The organism is Plantactinospora sp. B24E8, from assembly GCF_039871735.1.
GTDB lineage: Bacteria > Actinomycetota > Actinomycetes > Mycobacteriales > Micromonosporaceae > Plantactinospora.
In genome coordinates this window covers 41,460-62,878 of the sequence record NZ_JBDPMH010000042.1, presented here as the reverse complement: position 1 = coordinate 62,878, position 21,419 = coordinate 41,460, and the positions used below count along the sequence as shown (strand labels likewise).

The 21,419-nt window shown below is 70.7% G+C and carries 21 protein-coding genes and 1 pseudogene; 10 read left to right on the top strand and 12 right to left on the bottom strand.

Annotation, left to right across the window (positions count from 1 at the left end; all coding sequences use genetic code 11):
* The 9 genes and pseudogenes from ABGB21_RS33430 to ABGB21_RS33390 form a co-directional block, all read right to left on the bottom strand.
* Positions 1-357 (bottom strand): annotated as a pseudogene (locus ABGB21_RS33430) (hypothetical protein); the annotation flags it as partial.
* 341 nt (positions 358-698) lie between these two features.
* Positions 699-1,307, bottom strand: coding sequence for a flavin reductase family protein (locus ABGB21_RS33425; RefSeq protein WP_347681193.1), 609 nt, complete (start codon positions 1,305-1,307; stop codon positions 699-701).
* A gap of 2 nt (positions 1,308-1,309) precedes the next feature.
* Positions 1,310-2,842, bottom strand: a complete 1,533-nt coding sequence (locus ABGB21_RS33420) for a 3-hydroxyacyl-CoA dehydrogenase (protein ID WP_347658624.1) — start codon at positions 2,840-2,842, stop codon at positions 1,310-1,312.
* Positions 2,843-2,869: 27 nt separating this feature from the next.
* Positions 2,870-3,685, bottom strand: a complete 816-nt coding sequence (locus tag ABGB21_RS33415; RefSeq protein WP_347658623.1) for an enoyl-CoA hydratase-related protein — start codon at positions 3,683-3,685, stop codon at positions 2,870-2,872.
* Positions 3,682-4,461, bottom strand: coding sequence for an enoyl-CoA hydratase-related protein (locus ABGB21_RS33410; RefSeq protein ID WP_347658622.1), 780 nt, complete (start codon positions 4,459-4,461; stop codon positions 3,682-3,684). The genes ABGB21_RS33415 and ABGB21_RS33410 overlap by 4 nt, the downstream gene beginning before the upstream one ends.
* Entirely contained in the window at positions 4,458-5,342 is an 885-nt protein-coding gene (locus ABGB21_RS33405; protein ID WP_347658620.1) for an amidohydrolase family protein, read from the bottom strand. Before ABGB21_RS33405 ends, ABGB21_RS33410 begins: the two co-directional genes overlap by 4 nt.
* Positions 5,336-5,998 carry a carboxymuconolactone decarboxylase family protein gene (locus tag ABGB21_RS33400; protein ID WP_347658619.1) on the bottom strand — a complete coding sequence of 221 codons (663 nt, stop codon included), beginning with the start codon at positions 5,996-5,998 and terminating at the stop codon, positions 5,336-5,338. Before ABGB21_RS33400 ends, ABGB21_RS33405 begins: the two co-directional genes overlap by 7 nt.
* A gap of 6 nt (positions 5,999-6,004) precedes the next feature.
* Entirely contained in the window at positions 6,005-7,192 is a 1,188-nt protein-coding gene (locus ABGB21_RS33395; protein WP_347658618.1) for a CaiB/BaiF CoA-transferase family protein, read from the bottom strand.
* Between the two features lie 257 nt (positions 7,193-7,449).
* Positions 7,450-8,196: a GntR family transcriptional regulator gene (locus ABGB21_RS33390; protein WP_347658617.1), complete on the bottom strand. Its 747-nt coding sequence runs from the start codon at positions 8,194-8,196 to the stop codon at positions 7,450-7,452.
* 372 nt (positions 8,197-8,568) lie between these two features.
* Between ABGB21_RS33390 and ABGB21_RS33385 the strand changes: the two genes are divergently transcribed.
* The 4 genes from ABGB21_RS33385 (at position 8,569) to ABGB21_RS33370 (ending at position 12,622) form a co-directional block, all read left to right on the top strand.
* Positions 8,569-9,336, top strand: coding sequence for an ABC transporter ATP-binding protein (locus ABGB21_RS33385; RefSeq protein ID WP_347658616.1), 768 nt, complete (start codon positions 8,569-8,571; stop codon positions 9,334-9,336).
* Between the two features lie 2 nt (positions 9,337-9,338).
* On the top strand, positions 9,339-10,193 hold the full coding sequence (locus ABGB21_RS33380; protein ID WP_347654910.1) for an ABC transporter permease: 855 nt from the start codon (positions 9,339-9,341) through the stop codon (positions 10,191-10,193).
* Complete coding sequence (locus ABGB21_RS33375; RefSeq protein WP_347654911.1) at positions 10,190-11,311, top strand: ABC transporter substrate-binding protein; 1,122 nt, start codon at positions 10,190-10,192, stop codon at positions 11,309-11,311. The genes ABGB21_RS33380 and ABGB21_RS33375 overlap by 4 nt, the downstream gene beginning before the upstream one ends.
* Before the next feature lie 138 nt (positions 11,312-11,449).
* A complete protein-coding gene (locus tag ABGB21_RS33370; RefSeq protein ID WP_347654912.1) occupies positions 11,450-12,622 on the top strand; it encodes a thiolase family protein in 1,173 nt (390 codons plus the stop codon).
* 89 nt (positions 12,623-12,711) lie between these two features.
* Here the strand turns inward: ABGB21_RS33370 and ABGB21_RS33365 are convergent, their stop codons facing one another.
* Positions 12,712-13,374 carry a hypothetical protein gene (locus ABGB21_RS33365; protein ID WP_347681191.1) on the bottom strand — a complete coding sequence of 221 codons (663 nt, stop codon included), beginning with the start codon at positions 13,372-13,374 and terminating at the stop codon, positions 12,712-12,714.
* 411 nt (positions 13,375-13,785) lie between these two features.
* Here ABGB21_RS33365 and ABGB21_RS33360 point away from each other — a divergent pair, with 411 nt between their 5' ends.
* On the top strand, positions 13,786-14,364 hold the full coding sequence (locus tag ABGB21_RS33360; protein ID WP_347654915.1) for a hypothetical protein: 579 nt from the start codon (positions 13,786-13,788) through the stop codon (positions 14,362-14,364).
* A gap of 113 nt (positions 14,365-14,477) precedes the next feature.
* Here the strand turns inward: ABGB21_RS33360 and ABGB21_RS33355 are convergent, their stop codons facing one another.
* Positions 14,478-15,149: an NADPH-dependent F420 reductase gene (locus ABGB21_RS33355; RefSeq protein ID WP_347654916.1), complete on the bottom strand. Its 672-nt coding sequence runs from the start codon at positions 15,147-15,149 to the stop codon at positions 14,478-14,480.
* 250 nt (positions 15,150-15,399) lie between these two features.
* On the opposite strand from ABGB21_RS33355, the gene ABGB21_RS33350 reads away from it, so the two are divergent.
* A complete protein-coding gene (locus ABGB21_RS33350; RefSeq protein ID WP_347681189.1) occupies positions 15,400-16,338 on the top strand; it encodes a sigma-70 family RNA polymerase sigma factor in 939 nt (312 codons plus the stop codon).
* 94 nt (positions 16,339-16,432) lie between these two features.
* A complete protein-coding gene (locus ABGB21_RS33345) occupies positions 16,433-17,311 on the top strand; it encodes an alpha/beta hydrolase (RefSeq protein WP_347654918.1) in 879 nt (292 codons plus the stop codon).
* A 134-nt stretch (positions 17,312-17,445) separates the two neighbouring features.
* On the opposite strand, the gene ABGB21_RS33340 is transcribed toward ABGB21_RS33345, so the two are convergent.
* Positions 17,446-17,748: a metal-sensitive transcriptional regulator gene (locus tag ABGB21_RS33340; RefSeq protein ID WP_347654919.1), complete on the bottom strand. Its 303-nt coding sequence runs from the start codon at positions 17,746-17,748 to the stop codon at positions 17,446-17,448.
* Between the two features lie 151 nt (positions 17,749-17,899).
* Here ABGB21_RS33340 and ABGB21_RS33335 point away from each other — a divergent pair, with 151 nt between their 5' ends.
* Genes ABGB21_RS33335 through ABGB21_RS33325 form a run of 3 tightly spaced genes read left to right on the top strand, consistent with a single transcriptional unit; the run spans position 17,900 to position 21,408 of the window.
* Complete coding sequence (locus tag ABGB21_RS33335) at positions 17,900-18,109, top strand: cation transporter (protein WP_347654920.1); 210 nt, start codon at positions 17,900-17,902, stop codon at positions 18,107-18,109.
* Positions 18,110-18,137: 28 nt separating this feature from the next.
* A complete protein-coding gene (locus ABGB21_RS33330; protein WP_347681187.1) occupies positions 18,138-19,085 on the top strand; it encodes a hypothetical protein in 948 nt (315 codons plus the stop codon).
* Between the two features lie 34 nt (positions 19,086-19,119).
* Positions 19,120-21,408 (top strand): heavy metal translocating P-type ATPase, encoded by a 2,289-nt coding sequence (locus ABGB21_RS33325; RefSeq protein ID WP_347681195.1) that lies wholly within the window; start codon positions 19,120-19,122, stop codon positions 21,406-21,408.
* The last annotated feature ends 11 nt before the right edge of the window (positions 21,409-21,419 follow it).

The following is a 21,419-nucleotide window of genomic DNA, read 5'->3' as shown; positions in this document are numbered from 1 at the left end:
GATCACCGCGGCCCGCTCGTCCAGACCAGCCTTCTTCGTCGCCTTCACAATCGCCTTCACGTTGTCCGCCTGCTCAGGCGAGATCGGAATCGACGCCTGCGCACCCTGCACACCATGCGGAACCAGCTTGTCCCGCGACGGCTTACCGTCATCCTTCTTGTGATCACCCTTGTCCACGACCACGGACTGCGCCACCAGGTTCACCCCGTGATGCTCAGGGGCGGCCTGCGCGGCAACCGCCGGACCCGCGACAGCGCCACCAACAAACGCCAGACCAGTCAGACCCAGCGCCGTCCTACGAACCAGAGAAGTCTCAGTGATGGCCGGAATCCACCGACCGAACAGCGTGCTGTTCATGATCGTCGTTCCTTCCAATCGGGGATGAACACCCACACGCAGAGGGGGCGCGTGTGAAGTGCCAGAGAGAAGAACAACGGCCCACACCAGAAGAGAAAGAGGACACCTTCCGGGGACCAGAAACAGCCGGCACCAGGGGGCGGTGCTCAGCCGAACGCCATATGTAACGACCGGCAGCCCCGGATCATTCCCAGACCCGAGCCCATCAGCCCAGCCCAGCGGCCGTCCTACTCGGTCGTACGCGTAATGTAACGACCCCCAACCCCCGATCATTCCCCCGACCGAGGTTGATCATGACCCCGAACCGGACACCGGGAACAAGCCGGCCAAACGTGTCCGGGTCACCGCTCGGGCGGGCCCACCAGCGGCATGCTCGTGACATCCGTGATCCGCGCATAACTCGGTCCGGCTATTCGCATCAACGGATCGACCACCCGGGTGTCGACCTTGAGCCCGTCGACGGCGGTGTCGTCGACATGTACGTACACGATCTCGCCGGCGACAAATGCCGATCCGCCGGTGCCGAAAGGCGTGGTGGAGGACCACCGACACTCCATCCGGATCGGCGCCCCGGCGACGCCGGGCACCTCGACCGCAACCGACGGCACCAGGTCCACTCCGAGCAGCTCGGCCTCACTCTGCTCGGGACCGTAGTCGACGGACGACCGGTGTACGAGATCCCGCATGGCGAAGGTCGGCACGTTGACCACGAACTGCCCGGTCCGCTCGATGTTGCGGCGGGTGTCCTTCGGCACCCCAGACCGGGATCCGATCGAGATACCGACCATCAGCGGGGTGTAGGAGATGATGGTGAACTGGCTGAACGGGGCGAGATTCAGCACACCCTCGGGTGAGCGCGAGGTAACCCAGGCGATCGGACGCGGTACGACAAGCCCGGTCAGCAACCGGTACCGCTCGCCGGCGTCCAGGCGTGCGCAGTCGATTTCCATGGCTACTCCCCACCCGTCCCGAGAATGTCCGAGGGCGCCGTGCCGGAATCGGCCAGGGCGAGCCCGAGCGCGACACGTTCGACGATCCACCGGCTCGGCCGGTACCGGGGATCGCCGGTCTGCGCCAACAGGCCGTTGAGCACCGCCAGGATGCGGTCCGCCCCCACCCGGTCACCCCAGGCCAACGGTCCCGTCGGATACCCGAGCGCGAGGCGTACCGCGGTGTCGAGGTCGTCCGGCGTGGCCAGTCGGGCCTGCACGATCGAGGCGGCGGTGTTGACGACGGACGCGAGCAGGCGTTGGGCGACGCCCGCCGGACCGTCGCGGACGACGGAGACCGCCCGACCCGTGCTGGCGAGCGCGGCCCGCGCGACACGGCCGACCTCCGGGTCGAGTCCCGGGTGGACCGCGAGGACAAGACGGGTCGCGGTGTCGCCGAACGACTCGACGCCGCTGGTACGCCGCAACGGCAGTCCTCGACGCCGTGCCTCCTCGAGGGTGCTCGCGCCCTCCGGCGCGATCAGGACGACGGACCGCTCCCCCGGCCGCCCACTCGGTTCGACCGTCACCCCCACCTCCCGGAGCAGGGCGGCGAGCGACGGATCGTCGGTCCAGACCGGGCGGTCGACCGGGACCATGGCCGGCGGAACCGGTTCCGGTGGCAGTTTCGTGCCGTCCCGGTAGCGGTAGAAACCCTCGCCGGTCTTGCGTCCCAGCAGTCCGCCGTGCAGTCGGGTGCGCAGCAGCGCCGACGGACGCAGCCGAGGTTCGGCGTAGAACCCCGACCAGATCGACTCGAGGACCGGGACCGAGACGTCGAGCCCGGTGAGGTCCAGCAGTTCGAAGGGCCCCATCCGCAGGCCGAGTACGTCCCGGGCGATCGCGTCGATCTCGGCGGGTGCCGCGATCCCCTCCTCGAGGAGCTGGAGCGCCTCGGTGACGTACCCCCGACCGGCGTGGTTGACCAGGAAACCGGGGGTGTCGGCGGCCCGGACCGCGACGTGCCCGGTCCGGCGTACGAGTTCCGTCGCGTGGTCGATGACGGACGCCGCGGTCCGGACCCCCGGGACGACCTCGACCAGACGCATCCGGGGCACCGGGTTGAAGAAGTGCAGACCGAGGGCACGCTCCGGCCGGTCGAGTACGGCGGCGATCGCGGTGACCGACAGGGAACTCGTGTTCGTGGCGAGGACGGTCGTCGGCGCCAGGGCCGACTCGAGTTCGCGGAACAGGCTCCGCTTGACCGCGAGGTCCTCGACGACCGCCTCGATCACGACGTCGCACGGTTCGGCGGCGGTCGGGTCCGCAAGCCGGGTGACCCGGGCCGCGACCTCGGCGGCGATTGCCGGGGCACGTCGACCGGTCGCCACCTCCCGGGCCAGTTGGTCGCCGATCCGGGCCAGGCCGCGGTCGAGCGCGGCCGGGTCGACGTCGGTCAACCGCACGCTGGCTCCGCTCGTCGCGAGCAACTGGGCGATACCCGTACCCATCGCACCCGCCCCGACGACCCGGACCCGTGCTGTGCTCTCGGTCATCGGCTCTCTTCCCGACCGGTCATGGTGTCACTCTCCGGTGAACCGTGGCTCGCGACGCTCGAGGAACGCCCGGAGTCCCTCGTCGTGGTCGCGGGTGCCGAACATCAGCTGGAAGGATCGCCGCTCGGTCTCGACCGCCCCGGTCAGCGGCTCGTTCTCGGCCGCGCGGGCCACCTGCCGGATCAGGGTCACCGACAGTCGTGAGAAGGCAAGGATCCGTTCGGCGAGCGAGACGGCCTGGGTGAGCGCGTGACCATCCGGGACGATCTCGCTCACGATCCCGAGCCCGTACGCCTCGGTCGCCCCGACCTGGTCGCCGGTGAGGACGAACCGCAGGGCCCGGTGTCGCCCGGCCGCGCGGACCAGCCGACTGAGCCCGCCCGCCCCGGGTACCAGCCCGACCCGGATCTCGGGCTGGCCGAACCGTGCCGACTCACCGGCCACCACCAGGTCGCAGGCGAGCGCGAGTTCGCATCCGCCGCCGAGCGCGAAACCCTCGACCGCGGCAATGGTCGGCTTGTCGAGCTGGTCGACGACGTCGAAGACCTCGCCGGTACGCAGCCGCAGATGGTCGGCGACGCTGAGCCGGGCGAGTTCGCCGATGTCGGTACCGGCCACGAAGTAGCGGTCCGATCCGGTGAGCACCACGGCGCCCACGGTCCCGTCGGCTTCGGCGGCACGCAGCGCCGAGGCGAGGGCGGACTTGGTGGCGAGGTCGAGGGCGTTACGCCGGTCGGGTCGGTCGACACGGATGACCCGTACCGGGCCGTGGTCGTCGACCCTGACCGGCACCGGATCCGGGGACTGGTCGGCGGGCCGGACCGGTTCGGGCGCCGGGCTCATCGGCCGCGCCAGACCGGGGTGCGCTTCTCCAGCACCGCCTGGGCGGCCTCCCGGGCGTCCTCGGTCATCATCAGCCGGGTGCTGTAGCCCTGTTCGATCGGATAGCCACGTTCGACCGGCAGACCCTCGACCTCGTTGAGCGCCGTCTTGCCGTAGCGCAGCCCGACCGGGCTCTTGCCGGCGATCCTGGCGGCCAACCGGTCGGCGGCGGCCGGCAGTTCGGCGGCGTCGACCACCTCGTCGAAGAGGCCGATCCGGTACGCCTCCTCGGCGTCGACCGGCTCCCCCGTGAAGAAAATCCGGCGCAGCGCCCCCGGTGGGACGAGCCGGCCGAGGTACGCTCCCCCGCCGCAGCGGCCGACGTTGATCTCGGGTAATCCGATCGTCGCGGACCTCGCGGCGATCCGGATGTCACAGACCGAGGCGAGTACGGCACCCGCGCCGAGGGCCGGGCCGTTGACCGCCGCGATGACCGGCACCGCGCAGGTCCGTACGCTCTCGAAGGTGGCCCGGACGACCAGGGCTCGGGCGGGATCCTCCTCGGCGGTGCTGGCCAGGAACTCGCGCAGGTCGAGACCCGCGCAGAAGGCGCGCCGGCCGGCCGCCGTGAGCACCACGCAGTGCACGTCCCGCGATCCGGAGATCCGGGTGAAGACGTCGGTGATCGCCCGGTAGTCGTCGAGGGTGATGGCGTTGACCGGTGGACGGTCGATCACCACCCGGGCGACCGCGCCGTTCCGCTCGACCCGCACGTGGCCGGTCCCGTTGTTGTTCATGCCGCCCCCAGGTCGGGAAATCCGTACAGCCGGGCCGGGTTGTGCACCAGGATGCGTTCCCACTCGGGCCCGGGCGTCCACCGTCGGAAAAGGTCAAGCAGTTCGCCGACGTCCGGCACCTGATGGTCCAGGCGGACGAACGGCCAGTCGGAGGCCCACAGGAGACGGTCCGGGTTCGTCTCGAGGAGCGCGTCGTGGAACGGTCGCGCCTCGGTGAACCCGTTCGCCGCCGTACCGACCCGGCAGACCGGGATCTTCACCCAGGCGACGCCGGCCGCGACCAGGGCACGTACCTGGCGGAAGGCGGGTGCGTCGACGCCCGCCTCGACGTCCGGTTGGGCCAGGTGGTCGAAGACGACCGGCACGCCACGCTCGGCGAGGACGGTGCCCCACCGGGCGCAGTCCGCCGCACCGGCCCAGAGTTGCGCGTGCCAGCCGAGTTCGGCGAGGCGTGGTGCGAACGCCTCGAGCGCGGTCACCCCGACGCTTCCGGGTGGCGCCGATGTCGCCGGCAGGCGCGGCTCGATGAACCGCAGGCCCCGGACCCCCGCCTCGGCGAGCCGGTCGAGGGTCCGGTCGGAGATGTCGGGCCGGGCGACGCCGACGCCGACGAGTCGGCCACCCGCGGCCCGCAGTCCGTCGAGGAGTACGGCGTGGTCCTGCGCGTACGGGCCGGGTTGGACGAGGACCCCGCGGCTGAGCCCGACCGTGTCGAGCATCTCGAGGTAGCGGGCGCTCGGCGTCTCCGGCACGGGATAGCCCGACGGACCGGGCGGGTACGTGGCGAACGGGCCGAACGCGTGCGCGTGGCTGTCGGTGGCGCCGGGCGGCGGTGCGACGTGGGGTGCCCGGGGCAGTGACCGGGGCGGGGCGGTCAGCACGGCTTCCCCGACCCGGTCGCGGGCTCCACCGGCTTCGCGGCGCCGGTCGCGGGTCCGCCGGTACGGCGACACGGTGGCAGGCCGGGCAGCCCGTCGCCGGCCCGTCCGAGCGGCGGCAACGGTGCCGGAGCACCGTCCGGAACCGGCACCTCGTGCACGTTGAGCGTCATCGAGACCAGGGTGTAGTAACCGATGACGCTCGACAGGTCGACCATGCCGACCGGTCCCCAGCGTCGCAGGAGGGCGCTGTACAGGTCGTCCGGCACGTCACCGTGCTGCTGCAGCAGACGCGCGAACTCGTACACGTCGGCGCAGTCCGGGTCGGTGAACTCGGGCGGCCGGCCGGTCCGGATCGCCTCGACGACGGCCGGCTCGATTCCGGCGGCGACCGCCGCCGGCGCGTGGACGTACCATTCGACCTGGGCGTTCCAGCGTCGTGCGGTGACGATGATCGCGAGTTCGTTGAGGTGCCGGGGCAGGCTCGTGTCGAACCGGAGGAGCTGCCCGAAGTGCTGCCAGGCGTCGGCGAGGTCCGGCCGGTGCAACGAGACCCGCAGCGGGCCGACGAGGCGACCACGCGGACCCTGCACGATCTTGTCGTACACCTGCCGCTGGGCGGGGGTCATGGTGTCGGTGGGGAACAGCGGAATCCGCATCGTGTCTCAGTACTCCTCGATGCCGAGTTCGGCGAGCACCTCGGCGGTGTGCTCACCGAGCAGCGGCGGGTGGCGGTCCGTCCGCAGCTCGGCGTTGCGGAACACGTACGGGCTGCGTACCTGCGGCACCGTCCCGGCGAGCGGATGCGGTACCTCGACGACCGTTCCCCGTTCCCGGGCGTGCGGGTCGGCGAGCGCCGCGCCGACCGAGTTGATCGGACCGCACGGAACCCCGGCCTGGTCGAGCGCGGTGGCCCACTCGTGCACCGGACGGGTCCGCAGGATCTCGCCGACCAGCGCCTCCAGCTCGTCGATGTGGCCGACCCGGTCGGCGTTGCTGCGGAACCGCTCGTCGGTGGCCCAGCCGGGCTGCCCGAGCACCGCCGCGAACCTGGCGAACTGGCCGTCGTTGCCGACGGCCACCGCGAGGTGTCCGTCGGCGCACCGGTAGACGTTCTGCGGCTGGATGTTGGGGTGCCGGTTACCCCGTCGGACCGGCTCGCGCCCGGTGACCAGATGATTCATCGCCTGGTTGGCCAGGAAGGCGTGCTGCACGTCGAGCATCGCGAGGTCGATGTACTCGCCCTGGCCCGTCCGGTGTCGTCGTTCGAGGGCGGCGAGCACGGCGACCGCCGCGTACATGCCGGTCATCAGGTCGACGATCGGCACCCCGACCTTCTGGGGGCCGCCGCCGGGCACCTCGTCGGGCGCGCCGGTGACGCTCATCAGGCCGCCCATCGCCTGGACCATGAAGTCGTACGCCGCCTGGTCACGCCGTGGCCCGGTCTGGCCGAAGCCGGTGATCGAGCAGTAGATGAGCCGGGGGTTCAGGTCGGCGAGTGCGTCGTAGTCGAGGCCGTGCCGGGCCAGGGTGCCGACCTTGAAGTTCTCCAGCACGATGTCGGATCGACCGGCGAGGGTACGGACGACCCGACGCCCCTCCGGCGAGGCGAGGTCGACCGCCACCGACCGCTTGCCCCGGTTCACCGAGAGGTAGTAGGCGGATTCCGAGGTCGGATGTCCGGAGCGGTCCGCCAGGTACGGCGGTCCCCAGCTCCGGGTGTCGTCGCCCAGCACCGGGCGTTCGATCTTGATGACGTCGGCCCCGAGGTCGGCGAGCAACTGGCCGGCCCAGGGGCCCGCCATGATCCGGCTGAGGTCGAGAACCCGTACCCCCTCGAGCAGGGCGCTCATCGCCGCTCTCCCGCAAGTTCGGTATGCATGGACCGCGCACCTCACCGTCTTGGTCTGACCAGCCTGGTTCCGTCGGCGGGCCACCGCAAGCAAAGAGTCATAGAACCAGCTTTATGACCTTACGCTAGCAGCGGCTTCCGAGGCGGGTCAAGCGCGGCGTGGCGACCCGGCCGCCGGCGGCGTCCGCCAACCAGACGGAACAGGACGACGGACCGGCCGGCGGCGACCGGCCGGTCGCGGGGATCAGGGGCCCCGGCTCAGGTCACCTTCACGTCGAGACGGATGACATCTCCGCGGTAGACGCCGTCACCGACGAAGATGACGGTGCCGGAGTCGTCGACCGCGGTCCGCCCAATGTGCACGACCGGCGCGTTGAGCGGGATGTCGAAGGTGTCGGCGAGCAGCACGTCGGCCATGCCCACGGTCAGGGTCTGGTGGACCTCGGCGATGGTCAGCCCCTCGAGGTCCTTCAGCATCCGCAACGTGGTCTTCGTCGCGAGCGCCTCGTCCGAGATGCGGGACGCGAGCCGCTCGTCGACATACGCGTCACCCTTGTAGTAGACCTGCCCGTTGCGGGAATGCCGGCGGCTGATCCGACGGTAGCTGGGGGCGAGACCGCCGATCTCGTGCGGCACCAGCGGCGGCAGCGTGCCGTGGCTGACGCCCAGGATCTCGATGCTCACTCCCTCCGGAGCCAGCAGCAGACCGGACCAGTCCGTCGGGATCTCGTGCCAGAGCGTCTGTCGGCTCCGCCCCGTGACAAAGGTGCCCTTCGCCCGGAAGCGTTCGATGACCCCGTCGGCCTCGAGGACGTCGAGCGCCTGCCGTACGGTCGCCCGGGCGACCGAGAACTCGGTCGCGAGCTGGTCGATGGTGGGGATCTGTGCGCCGACCGCCCACTCGCCGGAGTCGATGCGCCGACGGAACAGGGTGCTCAGCTGGATGTACCGCGCGACGGCACTGCGGCTGAAATCAACCCGGGATCCCTTGATCGTGCGCCCCATTATCGTGCTCCTCGCCCGGCTACGGTAACGGCCGAATCCCGACTACCCGCGTCCGGGCGCCGCCGGGCAAGCTGCACGATACCAAGCCCACTCCCGTAGTTGCCGTGTTCGATGACCGCGCCGGAGTCGACCCACCGCGCGGCATCCGACCCGGACGGCACCAGGGGCGCTCCCGGACCCGTCGGACGGGCCGATTCCGCAGCGCGCGGACCCGTTGACAGCACTGGTGGCCTCCGGTAACTTGCCGCAAAGATCATAAGTCCAGTTTATAGGGCGGTAACAGGCTGATGGTAGGCGGCAGCCGAGACGGCGGACTCCACAGCCCTCCCCGTTCCGGCGTGTTCCCACCTCGTCGAGAGGAGAGATGACGCCATGACGGCGGCTGTTCCCATCGCCATCCAGGGCGTACGCAAGACGTTCAGCACCCCCGGACGACCCGAGACAACCGCGCTGGAGAGCGTGGAGCTGACCGTCGGCGCCGGCGAGTTCGTCTCCATCGTCGGCGCCAGCGGCTGCGGCAAGACCACGCTGCTGCGGGTGCTCGCCGGCCTGACCGCACCGTCGAGTGGCGAGGTCCGGATCGGCGACCGGGTGGTAACCGCGCCGGACCGCTCGGTCTCCCTGATGTTCCAGTCGCCGACCCTGCTGCCCTGGCTGCGCGTCGTCGACAACATCCTGCTCCCGCTCAAACTGCGCGGCCGGATCGGCGCCGACGAGCGGGAACGGGCCGGTCAACTGCTCAACCAGGTCGGCCTCGGCGACTTCGGTGACCGGCTACCCCGCGAACTCTCCGGCGGCATGCAGCAGCGGGTCGCGCTCTGTCGGGCGCTCATCGCCGCACCGACCGTGCTGCTGCTCGACGAGCCGTTCGGCGCGCTGGACGCGATGACCCGCGACCAGATGAACCTCGACCTGCACCGGCTGTGGGCCTCCACGTCGCTCACCACCGTACTGATCACGCACAGCATCTCCGAGGCGGTCATGCTGTCGCAGCGGGTGGTGGTGATGTCGCCCCGCCCCGGCCGGATCGTCGACGTCGTCGACGTACCGCTGCCGGCCGAACGTCACGGGGAACTCATCGACTCCCCCCAGTTCGCCGAGACCGCCGCTCGGATCCGCTCCCACTTCGCGAGGCACTGAGGATGACCACTTCCGTCCCCACCGCAGATCCGACCGGACCACCCCGGTCGGCTGATCTCCCCACCAGCACGCCGCGCCGGACCTGGGCGCGGGCGGCCCGCCGGTGGACACCCAGCCTCCTGCTGCTCGCCCTGCTCCTCGTCGCCTGGCAGTTCGTGCCCGGGCTGACCGAAACCGAGGAGTTCATCTTCCCGCCCCTGTCGGCGGTACTCGACCGGCTCACCACCCCCGAAACGCTCCACCTCTACCTCTCCAACGCGTGGGTGACCACGTACGAGGCGCTCATCGGGCTCGCGATCGGCCTCGTCCTCGGCGTGCTCACCGGATTCCTCCTCGGCACCTTCTCCGGCGCCCGACGCGCGGTCTACCCCTTCCTCGTCGCACTGCAGGCCCTGCCCAAGGTCGCCGTCGCGCCGCTGTTCGTCGTCTGGTTCGGCTTCGACCTGACCCCGAAGGTGCTGGTCGTCGTCCTGCTCGCGTTCTTCCCGGTCCTGGTCAACACGATGAGCGGGGTGATGAGCATCGACCAGGACAAGGTCGACCTGTTCCGCTCCAACGTGGCGACCCGCTGGCAGCTCTGGCGCCACCTGCTCTTCCCGTGGAGCCTGCCCGGGATCTTCGCCGGGCTCGAGGTCGCGGCGGTGCTCGCCCTGCTCGGCGCGATCGTCGGCGAGTTCGTCTCGGCACGCGAGGGCCTCGGCGTCGTCCTGCAACAGCAGCAGAACACGTACGACACCGCCGGCGTCTTCGCCGTCCTCATCATCCTGTCCGTCATCGGACTGCTCATGAACCTCGCGATCCGCCTGGTCCGCCGCACCGCCCTCTCGTGGAGCACCTCCGAAGGAGCCGAACTATGACCGACACAGTCACCCCGCGACGGCCACGGCGACGGTTCACCGCCGTCACCCTCGCCGCGCTCGCCGGCCTCCTCGCCGCAGCCGCGACCGGATGCGGTCCGGGCGGCGGCCCGGCCGGCGCGGGCGGCAAGGGCGAGACGATCACGTTCGGCATCTCCACCCCGACCATGACCGCGAACTTCGTCGCCCTGGCGGTCGGCAAGGAGGAGGGGTTCTTCGCCGAGGCGGGACTCACGGTCGACGACGTGTTCCTCAAGGACAGCGGCACCGTGCTCCAGGCGATGGCCGGCGGGAAGGTGGACATCGGCACACCGACCCCGGACGTGGCCTTCGCCGCGATCGACCAGGGGCAGGACGTCAAGCTGATCTACAACTGGGCCCGTCGCCCGGTGGCCGCGTTCTCCGTACTCGACAGCAGCCCGATCACCGCGGTCCGGGACCTCACCGGTAAGAAGATCGGCGTCCAGTCCCTCTCCGCCGGTACGACAACCCTGGCGAAGGCGTCGCTCACCCAGGCCGGCGTGGACGTCAATACGGTCACCTTCGTCGAGGTCGGACTCGGAGCCCCCGCGCTCGACGCCCTGCAGCGCGGCCGGGTCGACAGCGTCGTGCAGTACGACGCCCAGTCCTCGGCCCAGATCAGTGCCGGCGCCAAGCTTCGGCTGATCAGCCCGGAAGGCGTCGAGGACCTCTTCGCCACCACGTTCGTCTCGAGTTCGGCCTTCCTCACCAGCGACAGCGCGGCGGTCAAGGGGTTCGGCCGGGCCTGGAGCAAGGCGTCGGTCTGGGCGCTCGCCAACCCGGAGGCGGCCATCCGGATCATGTGGAAGCTCTACCCGGCGAGCAAGACCGGTGACGGTGACAAGGCGATGCAGAACGCGCTCGCCATCTTCAAAGCCCGGATGGACAGCGCGGTGAACGTCGACGACGTGACGACGAAAAAGATCTGGGGGCAGTACGACGAGTCGGCCGTCCAGCACTGGCTCGACTTCGCCCACCAGAACGGCATCACGAAGTCACCGCTGAAGACCTCGGACGTGTACACCAACGCCGATGTCCCCGACTACAACAACTTCGACGCCGCCGCGATCCAGAAGGCCGCCGCCGAAGCCAGGTGAGCGACGGCCTGGCGGACGCCGAGGTAGCAACCGGCGGGAGCCGGCGAGCCCGGCGCGGGTACGAGGCCACCCCAGCAGCCTCGTACCCGCGCCGCCTGTCAGGATGACCACCACCCACCACCTCCGGGAAGGCACATCATGCCCGCGAGTTTCGTCTACGACGCCGTCCGTACCCCCTTCGGACGTTACGGCAAGGCCCTCGCCGTCGTACGTCCCGACGATCTGGCCGCCCACGTGATCGGGGCTCTGCTCGCCCGGCACCCCGATCTCGACCCGGCCACGATCGACGACGTCCTACTCGGCGACGCGAACGCGGCGGGCGAGGACAACAGGAACGTGGCCCGGATGGCCGCACTGCTGGCCGGGCTGCCCACCGCTGTGCCGGGGGCGACCCTCAACCGGCTCTGCGGCTCGGGCGTCGAGGCGGTCATCCAGGCGAGCCGAGCGGTCGAGACCGGCGACGCCGACCTGGTCCTGGCGGGTGGGGTCGAGTCGATGAGCCGGGCGCCGTGGGTGCTGCCGAAACCCGACCGCGCCTTCCCGAGCGCCCACGCGACGCTGCACTCGACGACCCTCGGCTGGCGCATGGTCAACCCCCGGATGCCCGAGCGGTGGACCATCCCGCTCGGCGAGACGGCGGAGATCCTCGCCGACCGGTACGACATATCGCGGGAACGCCAGGACGAGTTCGCGCTCGCGAGTCACCGGCACGCCGCCGCGGCCTGGGACGCCGGTGTGTTCGCGCGTGAGGTCGTCGCGGTGCCCGGCGTCGACCTGGTCCGCGACGAGGGCGTGCGGCGGGACACCTCCCTCGAGGCTCTCGCCGCGCTGCCCCCGGCGTTCCGGCCGCAGGGCACGGTGACCGCCGGCAACTCGTCGCCGTTGAACGACGGCGCCGGTGCGATCCTGGTCGGGTCGGAGCGGGCGCCCTTCTGCGCCGAGCCACTCGCCCGGATCGTCGCACGTGGCGTGGCGGCCAATGATCCCGACATCTTCGGCATCGCCCCGGTCGAGGCAGCCAACCGGGCCCTGGCCCGAGCCGGCCGGAGCTGGGACGACGTGGACGTTGTGGAGCTCAACGAGGCCTTCGCCGCGCAGAGTCTCGCCTGCCTCGGCCTCTGGCCAGATCTTGACCCGAGCAAGGTCAACATTCACGGCGGGGCGATCGCGATCGGGCACCCGCTGGGCGCGTCCGGTGCCCGGATCGTCGGCCACGTCGCACACGAACTGGCCCGACGCGGCGGCGGGGTCGGCGTCGCGGCCATCTGCATCGGCGTCGGTCAGGGCCTGGCCGTGGTCCTCGAACGCTGAGCACGCCCCCACCGGATCCGGATACGCCGCTGGCCGGGTCCCCGTGGTGGGGACCCGGCCAGCGGTCGGTCCTACATCTTGTTCCAGCGTCAGCTGTTGTTCCAGGCGTTGGCGACCAGGTCAGCAGCCTGGTTCTCCCACTTCGCGTACGCGTCCGGGAACGCCGACACCTGCACCTTCTGCGCGGCAACAGTCAGCGGCAGATCATGCCAACCATCAACCTCACGAAGACCCTTCAGGAACGCGGTCGTCGAGTACTGCGGATCAGTAATCTGATCCGGCGAACCCCAACCCGACGACGGACGCTGCTGGAACAGACCCAACGAGTCATGATCGTTGCTGGCACCCAGATGACCCAGATTCTCCAACTTCGACTCCTGAAGGCTGGTGCCCACCGCGATCACCGCGGCCCGCTCGTCCAGACCAGCCTTCTTCGTCGCCTTCACAATCGCCTTCACGTTGTCCGCCTGCTCAGGCGAGATCGGAATCGACGCCTGCGCACCCTGCACACCATGCGGAACCAACTTGTCCCGCGACGGCTTGTGATCGTTCTTGTGGCCACCCTTGTCCACAGTCACCGACTGCGCCACCAGGTTCACCCCGTGATGCTCAGGGGCGGCCTGCGCGGCAACCGCCGGACCAGCGACAGCGCCACCAACAAACACCAGACCAGTCAGACCCAGCGCCGTCCTACGAACCAGAGAAGTCTCAGTGATGGCCGGAATCCACCGACCGAACAGCATCCTGTTCATGATCGTCGTTCCTTCCAATCGGGGATGAACACCCACACACGCAAGGGGGGCGCACGCACGTGCCAGAGAAAGAGAACGGCCCACACCAGAAGAACCAACACTCTTCCGGGGACCAGAAGAACGCCACGCACCAAGAGGGCTGGCACTCAAGCGAACGCCATATGTAACGACCGGCAGCCCCGGATCATTCCCGGACCCGAACCCATCAGCCCAGCTCACCAGCCGTGCTACTCAGCCGTACGCGTAATGTAACGACCCCCAGCCCGCCAACATTCCACCGGATCGAGTTGATCATCAACCGGAACCGGACACCGGAAACGACCGGCCGACAACCACCCGGGCTCACCCGTGGGTCTCCGACAAACCGGCCAGGGATCGCGGCGCTCGTCGACGGCACGATAGCGTCGCCACGTGGACGAGGGCGGGGAGGGTGCGCGGATCGGTGCCGGACTGGGCGGATGGTTGGCACGGGTGACCTTCACCGACCAGACCACCGACGAGGTCACCGAGTTACTGATCGATTCGGTGGCGGCCTGGGCGATGGCTCAGGGCTGGCGGGTGTACCGCCGCGCGGCGAGTGTAATGCCGCTGCCTCCGCCGTACGCCCACCGGCACTCCATCGTCGACCTCGGCTTGGCCCGAGAAACCGGCCATCCGGTGGTGGTCGAGGTGGATCACTCCGACCGGCGCCGGACTCTCGACAAACTCCGGATGGAGGCGGCGGCCGGTCGCATCCCGATCTGGGTGCGCTGGGGCGAACGTCCGTTCAGTCCACCTCCGGCCCCCGTCACGATGGTGCCCGTCCAGGTGTCGTCCCGATCCGGGCCCGGTCGCACCGGCCGGCTGTACTCGAGGGTCCCGGCACCACAACGGCCGGCACCCGCGCACACCGTGCCCGAGGTCGGGGCGGTCGAACAGGTGGACCTTTTCGGGGCGGGCCGGTCGGACGGCCGGCACCCGCCGACCGTCCGACCGGACCTGGACCGTTAGCGCCGGGGGCACGACCGACCCTTATCGGCGGGGGACGCATCCGGACCGGCGAGGAAAACCGGACCGACCAGCCGGAACCGGTGGCACAGGTCCGGGGACGGTCGGTGGCGGGATCAGCGTCCGCGGGCGAGCAGGGTCCGGACCTGGTCCACGCCGGACGGCTTGCCCGGCCGCTCCCAGAAGTTCGGCCCGTCGGCATAGGCGCCGTAGACCGGGGTGCCCGGCTGGAAGCGTCGGCCCTCGGCGAGCGGACCAGCGTCAACGCTGTCGTAGCCGATCGTGTCGAGGAAGTCGACCAGCGCCGCCTTCGCCCCGGTGTCGTCACCCGCGATCGGCAGCGCGGTGCGGTCGGCTGCCCCCGCCGGCCGGGGCAGCTCCGCGAGGTGCCGGTAGAAGATGTTGTTGAAGCCCTTCACGACCTTCGCCGTCGGCAGGTGCCGTTGCAGCAGTTCACTACTGGTGGTGGAATCGTCGTCCAGCTCCGGGATCTGCCCGTCACGCTCCGGGTAGTAGTTGTTGGTGTCCACGACGACCTTCCCGGCCAGTGGTTCGACGGGAACGCTGGCGTACGCCTTCAACGGGATCGACACCACCACCAGCTCTCCGGCCTGGGCCGCCTCCTCCACAGTGGCGGCCCGGGCCCGTGACCCGAGTTCGGACACCAGGTCACTGAGGGTCTCTGGGCCGCGGGAGTTGCTCAGGACGACGTCGTAGCCGGCGGCGACCGCCAGGCGGGCGAGCGTGCCACCGATGTTGCCGCTGCCGATCAGTCCAATGGTTGTCATATCTGCCCTGAACCCCCGCTCTGCCGGCACCATTCCGATCCTCTACGGTTCGGCGACGGATGTGACGCGATCAACACATGCCCGATATCGGCTGCTTATGTGTTTCGCCGGCTCCGGTAACTTTATCGGGGGCCGCCCCCGGGGAATCGCGAACCGCGGGACCACTGCGGAAATCCACGCTCCGCGGGCGAACTGTCCGTCCACCACCGCACCTGGTGGCGGGGCGCGGATCACCGGAAGGGAAGCTGCTGTGCCGTACCTCGACAGCCCGGACGCGGACCTGGTCCGCAGCGTCCAGTCCGGGGATGCGTCCGGGCTGGGCGCGCTGCTGGCCAGGCACGAGGCGGGCATGAGGGCGGTCGCGCTGAGCCTGCTCGGTTACGGGCCGGATGCCGAGGACGCCGTACAGGACGCGATGCTGACGGCGGTCCGGCACATCGGTGAACTACGGGACCCACACGCCGCCGGCCCGTGGCTCCGGACGATCGTCCGCAACAACTGTCGGGCACGGCTGCGGACGCCGGGGCCGGTGCTGCTCGGCGACGCCACCCCGGCGCTGCCGAGCCGCGAACCGACGCCGGAGGACCTCCTGGAGGCGACCGCGCTGCGGGACTGGGTCTGGCACGCGGTGGGCGAACTGTCCGAACCACTCCGCCTCGTCACACTGCTCCGGTACTTCACCGGCGTGACGTCGTACGAGCAGATCGCCCGCCTCTGCGGCGTGCCGGTGGGTACCGTGCGCAGTCGGTTGAGCCAGGCCCGCGGCAAGCTCACCACGGCGCTGCGGCAGACCACCGACCGGGCGTACGACGACGCGGCCGGGACGAACACAAGGTGGCGCCACGAGGCCGAGGAGATTCTCGGCGCGGCGCGGCGCGGCGAGTTCGCCCGGGCGGTGCGGGAGTACTGGTGGCCCGACGCCGAGTTCATCATTCCGAACGGGCAGCGCGCGCCCGGCCTGGACTTCATGATCCGTGGCATGGAGCAGGACCTCTCGCACGGCGTACGACAGCGGCTCCGGCAGGTGACGGCCAGCGGCGACGTGATGGTCTGGGAGGCCGACCTGATCAGCCCGCCGGACAACCCGGAGCACTGCCCACCCGGGCTGGTCTGGCTGCACCGGCTGCGCGAGGGACGGATCACCCAACTACGCATCTTCCATCCCGAACCGGCCCGATCGACCGGCTGAACCAGAAGATCCGCGTCCCGGTCGAACTTTTCCCGACCCCGCGTCATCTGGTTCTCGACCAGGCACTCCGCCTGGCAGGACCGCGGGAGAGACGATGAGTTCCACCCTCACCACCGACAGCCCCCTCGCGCCGGGTACGCACAGCGTGGAGATCGACGGAGTACGGCAGGTCTACCACGTCGCCGGGCGCGGGCCGGTCTGCGTGGTGCACTCCGGTGGCCCCGGCATCGAGTGGCGTTACCTGCGGATGCCGGCGCTCGAGGAGCATCTGACGATGGTGTACCTGGAGCCGGTCGGCACCGGCGCGTCCGGCCGGCTCGCCGACCCCCGGGAGTACCGGCTGGAGACGTACGCGCGGTTTGTCCACGGTGTGGTCGAGGCACTCGGGACGCCGAAGGTGTTCCTGCTCGGCCACTCGCACGGCGGGTTCGTGGTACAGCGCTACGCCCTGGCGCACCCGGACCGGGTCGCCGGTCTGGTGCTCTACGACACCTCCCCGGTGACCGGACCGGAATTCTGGGCTGCCGCGATGGCCAACATCGCCAGTTACCCGGCGCGGCACCCGGACCGGCCGGAGGCCGCCGCGATCCCGACGGCGTTCCAGCGGGCGGTGACCGCCACCGACGACGAGTCGATGACCCGGAGCCTGCGGTCGATCATGCCGCTGTACTTCGCCGACTACTGGGCCGACGAGGAACGACTCGCGCCCCTGGTCGCCTCGGTACGGTCCTGGGCCGATCCGCAGCGGGGCGAGCAGCCGCCGTTCGACCTACGGGAGGAGTTGGGCTCGGTCACCGCCCCGGTCCTGGTCATCGTCGGCACACACGACTTCATCTGTGGTGAACCCTGGGCGCGGATGCTGCACGAGGCGATTCCCGGCTCCCGGCTGACCGTACTGGCCCGGAGCGGGCACTTCGGCCACGTCGAGGAGCCGGAGTTGTTCACCCGGGCGGTTGTCGAGTTCGCCCGCTGACCGCCGGCGCCCGCGCCCTGGAGCGGCACGCCCCGTTCCCGGGCGCGGTAACCGCCGGTCCCGCGGTCGGCCGACCGCCACCCGCTTGCCGACCACCGGCACCCGCGGGTCGGCGTCACCCGCACTACGGGGAACTATCCGCGCTTCATCAACCGCCCCACGGCGGCCATCATCTCGGTGGCCATCTCGTCGGCCCGGCCCTCGGCGGCGCCCTCGTGCATGCAGTGCCGGGCGTGTCCGTCGAGCAGTCCGAGTGCCACCTTGTCCAGGGCGGCCTGGATGGCGGAGATCTGGGTGAGGATGTCGATGCAGTAGCGGTCGTCCTCGACCATCCGTTCGATGCCCCGGACCTGGCCCTCGACGCGTCGAAGCCGCGCGAGCAACTGCTCCTTGCTGGCGGTGTAGCCACGGGTCGGGGTGTCGGCTGCTGACGTCATGCAACCAAGCATAGCTAACCCCCCGGGGGTATGCTACGGTCACACCACTACCCCTACGGGGTACCTGTATCACCACGGCGATTCGGCACCCACCTGCCCGCCGGATACCCCCCACGGGTATAGGCTGGCAGGGGCGGAAGGGAGAAGCGAGATGATCACCGAGAAGTACCGGGTCACGGGCATGACCTGCGGCCACTGCGTCAACGCCGTCAGCACCGAGGTCAGCGCCATCCCCGGCGTGACCGGGGTGACCGTCGACCTCGCCTCCGGCGAGGTCACCGTGCAGAGCACCGAGCCGGTCGACGTGGCCGCCGTACGCGCGGCCGTCGACGAGGCCGGCTACGAACTCGTCGACGCCTGAGCCGCTGCCGGAAACGAAGGATGCACCCGTGAACACCGCGATCAGGCTGGGCGGCTTCGTGCTCGGACTCGCGACCGTGTTCGGTGCCGCGTACGGGGTGGGACAGCTGTCCGGCCCGGTACGCGGCACCGCCGCCACCCACCAGTCCGACTCCCCGCACCAGTCCGACCCCGTCAACTCCCGGCCACCGGGCGGACTGCTCGTCTCCGACCGTGGCTACACCCTCACCCCGGCACCGGCCGCCGCCGGAGAGTTCGCCTTCCGGATCAACGGCCCGGACGGGCGGCCGGTGACCGACTACGACGTCACGCACGACCAGCGGATGCACCTGATCGTGGCCCGGCGTGACCTGTCAGGCTACCGGCACGTCCACCCCGTCATGGACCCCGACGGCACCTGGCGGACCGACAGCCCGCTGACCGCGCCCGGCAGTTGGCGGGCGTTCGCCGACTTCGTGCCCCGCGCGGCGGAGCCGTTGACCCTCGGGGTCGACCTCTCCGTGCCGGGTGACTACCGGCCCGAGCCCCTGCCGCCACCCGCACCGGCCGCGCAGGTCGACGGCTACACCGTCCGGCTCGACGGCACCCTGACCCCGGGACGGACCAGCAGCCTCGGTTTGACGGTGAGCCGCGACGGTCGCCCGGTCACCGACCTGCAGCCCTACCTCGGCGCGTACGGCCACCTGGTCGCGCTCCGCGACGGCGACCTGGCCTACCTGCACGTACACCCGGAGGGCACGCCGGGCGACGGACGGACGCCGGCCGGCCCGACGATCACGTTCTCCGTCGAGGTGCCGTCGGCCGGTTCGTACCGGCTCTACCTCGACTTCCGGCACGCCGGCACGGTCCGTACCGCCGAGTTCACCCTGACCGCCGCCGGGCCCGCCGGTCCCCCACCGACGCCGACGCCCACCACCCCGGCACCGGAGGAGACACACTCCGGTACCACCGGCACACCGGGCCACGGCCATGGCTGAACCGGCCACCGAGATCCCCGAACAGGAGGCGATGATGGCACCCGCCGCCAAGCGGCTACCCACGGCGCCGAACCGGATCGAACTCGCGATCGGCGGGATGACCTGCGCCTCGTGCGCGTCCCGGATCGAGAAGAAACTCAACCGGCTCGACGGTGTCACGGCCACGGTAAACTACGCCACCGAGAAGGCCACCGTCGACTACGACAACGGCCACACCCCCGACGACCTGATCGCCGTTGTCGAGAAGACCGGCTACACGGCCAGCCTGCCGCCACCGCCTCGACCGGCCGGCGACGCCACCCCCGAACCGGGCTCCCCGGTCGACGAGCTGCGGACCCTACGCACCCGGTTGTGGGTGTCGTTGGTGCTGACCGTACCGGTGGTGGTGCTCGCGATGGTGCCGGCCTGGCAGTTCACCTACTGGCAGTGGCTCTCGCTCACCCTCGCCGCACCGGTCGTCGCCTACGGTGGGCTGCCCTTCCACCGGGCCGCCTGGATCAACCTGCGGCACGGGGCGGCCACCATGGACACCCTGATCTCGCTCGGTACGCTCGCCGCGCTCGGCTGGTCGGTGTGGGCACTGTTCCTCGGCACCGCCGGTGTCCCCGGGATGACCCACCCGTTCAGTTTCGACATCGCCCCGACCGACGGCGCCGGCACCATCTACCTGGAGACGGCGGCCGCGGTCACCCTGTTCATCCTCGCCGGGCGCTACTTCGAGGCCCGGGCCAAGCGACGGGCCGGCGCCGCGCTGCGGGCGCTGCTCGAGCTGGGCGCCAAGGAGGTCACCGTGCTGCGCGGCGGGGTCGAGAGCCGGATTCCGGTCGACCAGCTCGCGGTCGGTGAGCGGTTTGTCGTACGGCCCGGGGAGAAGATCGCCACCGACGGCGTCGTGGCGGACGGCTCGTCCGCGGTCGACCTCAGCCTGCTCACCGGAGAGTCGGTACCGGTCGAGGTCGGCCCGGGTGACGAGGTGGTGGGCGCGACCGTCAACGCCGGAGGCCGGCTGGTCGTCCGGGCCACCCGGATCGGCGCGGACACCCAGCTCGCCCAGATGGCCACCCTGGTCGAGCAGGCCCAGTCCGGGAAGGCACCGGTGCAGCGGTTGGCGGACCGGATCTCCGCGGTCTTCGTCCCGGTCGTGATCGCCCTCGCGGTCGCCGCCCTCGGCTTCTGGCTCGGCACCGGGGCCGACGGCGCCACCGCGTTCACCGCCGCCGTGGCCGTACTCATCATCGCCTGCCCGTGCGCCCTCGGGTTGGCCACCCCGACCGCCCTGCTGGTCGGCACCGGTCGGGGCGCCCAGCTGGGCATCCTGATCAAGGGTCCCGAGATGCTCGAGTCCACCCGTCGGGTCGACACCGTGCTGCTGGACAAGACCGGCACCGTGACCAGCGGTCAGCTCTCCCTCGTCGAGGTCGTCGCGGCCGACGGCGACCACGCCGACGAGGTGCTCCGGCTGGCCGGGGCGGTCGAGGCCGCCTCGGAACACCCGGTGGCCCGGGCGGTCGCCACGGCCGCCCGGGCCACCGGCGAGCATCCCGAGGTGACCGACTTCGCCAACCGGGCCGGGCTCGGGGTGACCGGCCTGGTCGACGGGCGCGCGGTGGTGGTCGGCCGGGCCCGGCTCCTCGCCGAGCAGGGCCTCACGCTCCCGGCCGACCTGGACCGGGCCGCCGTCACGGCGGAGGCGGCGGGTCACACCGTGGTCCTGGTCGGCTGGGACGGCCGGGCCCGGGGAGCCGTCTCCGTCGCCGACACGGTCCGGCCGACCAGTCGGGAAGCGGTCGCCGGGCTGCGCCGGCTCGGCCTCCGTCCGGTGCTGCTGACCGGGGACAACCAGACGGTGGCCCGGTCGGTCGCCGGCCAGGTCGGCATCGACGAGGTGATCGCCGAGGTACTGCCGGCGGACAAGGTCGACGTGGTACGGCGTCTGCAGGCCGAGGACCGGGTGGTGGCGATGGTCGGGGACGGGGTCAACGACGCCGCCGCCCTCGCCCAGGCCGACCTCGGACTGGCCATGGGCACCGGTACGGACGTCGCCATCGAGGCCTCCGACCTGACCCTGGTACGCGGCGACCTGACCGCCGCCGTCGACGCGATCCGGCTCTCCCGGGCCACCCTGCGAATCATCAGGGGAAACCTGTTCTGGGCATTCGCCTACAACGTCGCCGCGCTGCCCCTGGCCGCCGCCGGAATGCTCAACCCGATGATCGCCGGAGCGGCGATGGCCTTCTCCTCGGTTTTTGTCGTCGGCAACTCGCTGCGGCTACGCCGCTTCACGCCGTACCCCGCCGGTCGGCGCGCCACCACGCAGAGCTGACCGGCACCGCC

What these genes read in the sequence shown, in the direction of transcription:
- ABGB21_RS33425 (WP_347681193.1), bottom strand. Translation starts at nt 1,307, where the DNA reads ATGGAAATCGACTGCGCACGCCTGGACGCCGGCGAGCGGTACCGGTTG.
- ABGB21_RS33420 (WP_347658624.1), bottom strand. Translation starts at nt 2,842, where the DNA reads ATGACCGAGAGCACAGCACGGGTCCGGGTCGTCGGGGCGGGTGCGATG.
- ABGB21_RS33415 (WP_347658623.1), bottom strand. Translation starts at nt 3,685, where the DNA reads ATGAGCCCGGCGCCCGAACCGGTCCGGCCCGCCGACCAGTCCCCGGAT.
- ABGB21_RS33410 (WP_347658622.1), bottom strand. Translation starts at nt 4,461, where the DNA reads ATGAACAACAACGGGACCGGCCACGTGCGGGTCGAGCGGAACGGCGCG.
- ABGB21_RS33400 (WP_347658619.1), bottom strand. Translation starts at nt 5,998, where the DNA reads ATGCGGATTCCGCTGTTCCCCACCGACACCATGACCCCCGCCCAGCGG.
- ABGB21_RS33395 (WP_347658618.1), bottom strand. Translation starts at nt 7,192, where the DNA reads ATGAGCGCCCTGCTCGAGGGGGTACGGGTTCTCGACCTCAGCCGGATC.
- ABGB21_RS33390 (WP_347658617.1), bottom strand. Translation starts at nt 8,196, where the DNA reads ATGGGGCGCACGATCAAGGGATCCCGGGTTGATTTCAGCCGCAGTGCC.
- ABGB21_RS33385 (WP_347658616.1), top strand. Translation starts at nt 8,569, where the DNA reads ATGACGGCGGCTGTTCCCATCGCCATCCAGGGCGTACGCAAGACGTTC.
- ABGB21_RS33380 (WP_347654910.1), top strand. Translation starts at nt 9,339, where the DNA reads ATGACCACTTCCGTCCCCACCGCAGATCCGACCGGACCACCCCGGTCG.
- ABGB21_RS33375 (WP_347654911.1), top strand. Translation starts at nt 10,190, where the DNA reads ATGACCGACACAGTCACCCCGCGACGGCCACGGCGACGGTTCACCGCC.
- ABGB21_RS33370 (WP_347654912.1), top strand. Translation starts at nt 11,450, where the DNA reads ATGCCCGCGAGTTTCGTCTACGACGCCGTCCGTACCCCCTTCGGACGT.
- ABGB21_RS33365 (WP_347681191.1), bottom strand. Translation starts at nt 13,374, where the DNA reads ATGAACAGGATGCTGTTCGGTCGGTGGATTCCGGCCATCACTGAGACT.
- ABGB21_RS33355 (WP_347654916.1), bottom strand. Translation starts at nt 15,149, where the DNA reads ATGACAACCATTGGACTGATCGGCAGCGGCAACATCGGTGGCACGCTC.
- ABGB21_RS33345 (WP_347654918.1), top strand. Translation starts at nt 16,433, where the DNA reads ATGAGTTCCACCCTCACCACCGACAGCCCCCTCGCGCCGGGTACGCAC.
- ABGB21_RS33340 (WP_347654919.1), bottom strand. Translation starts at nt 17,748, where the DNA reads ATGACGTCAGCAGCCGACACCCCGACCCGTGGCTACACCGCCAGCAAG.
- ABGB21_RS33335 (WP_347654920.1), top strand. Translation starts at nt 17,900, where the DNA reads ATGATCACCGAGAAGTACCGGGTCACGGGCATGACCTGCGGCCACTGC.
- ABGB21_RS33325 (WP_347681195.1), top strand. Translation starts at nt 19,120, where the DNA reads ATGGCACCCGCCGCCAAGCGGCTACCCACGGCGCCGAACCGGATCGAA.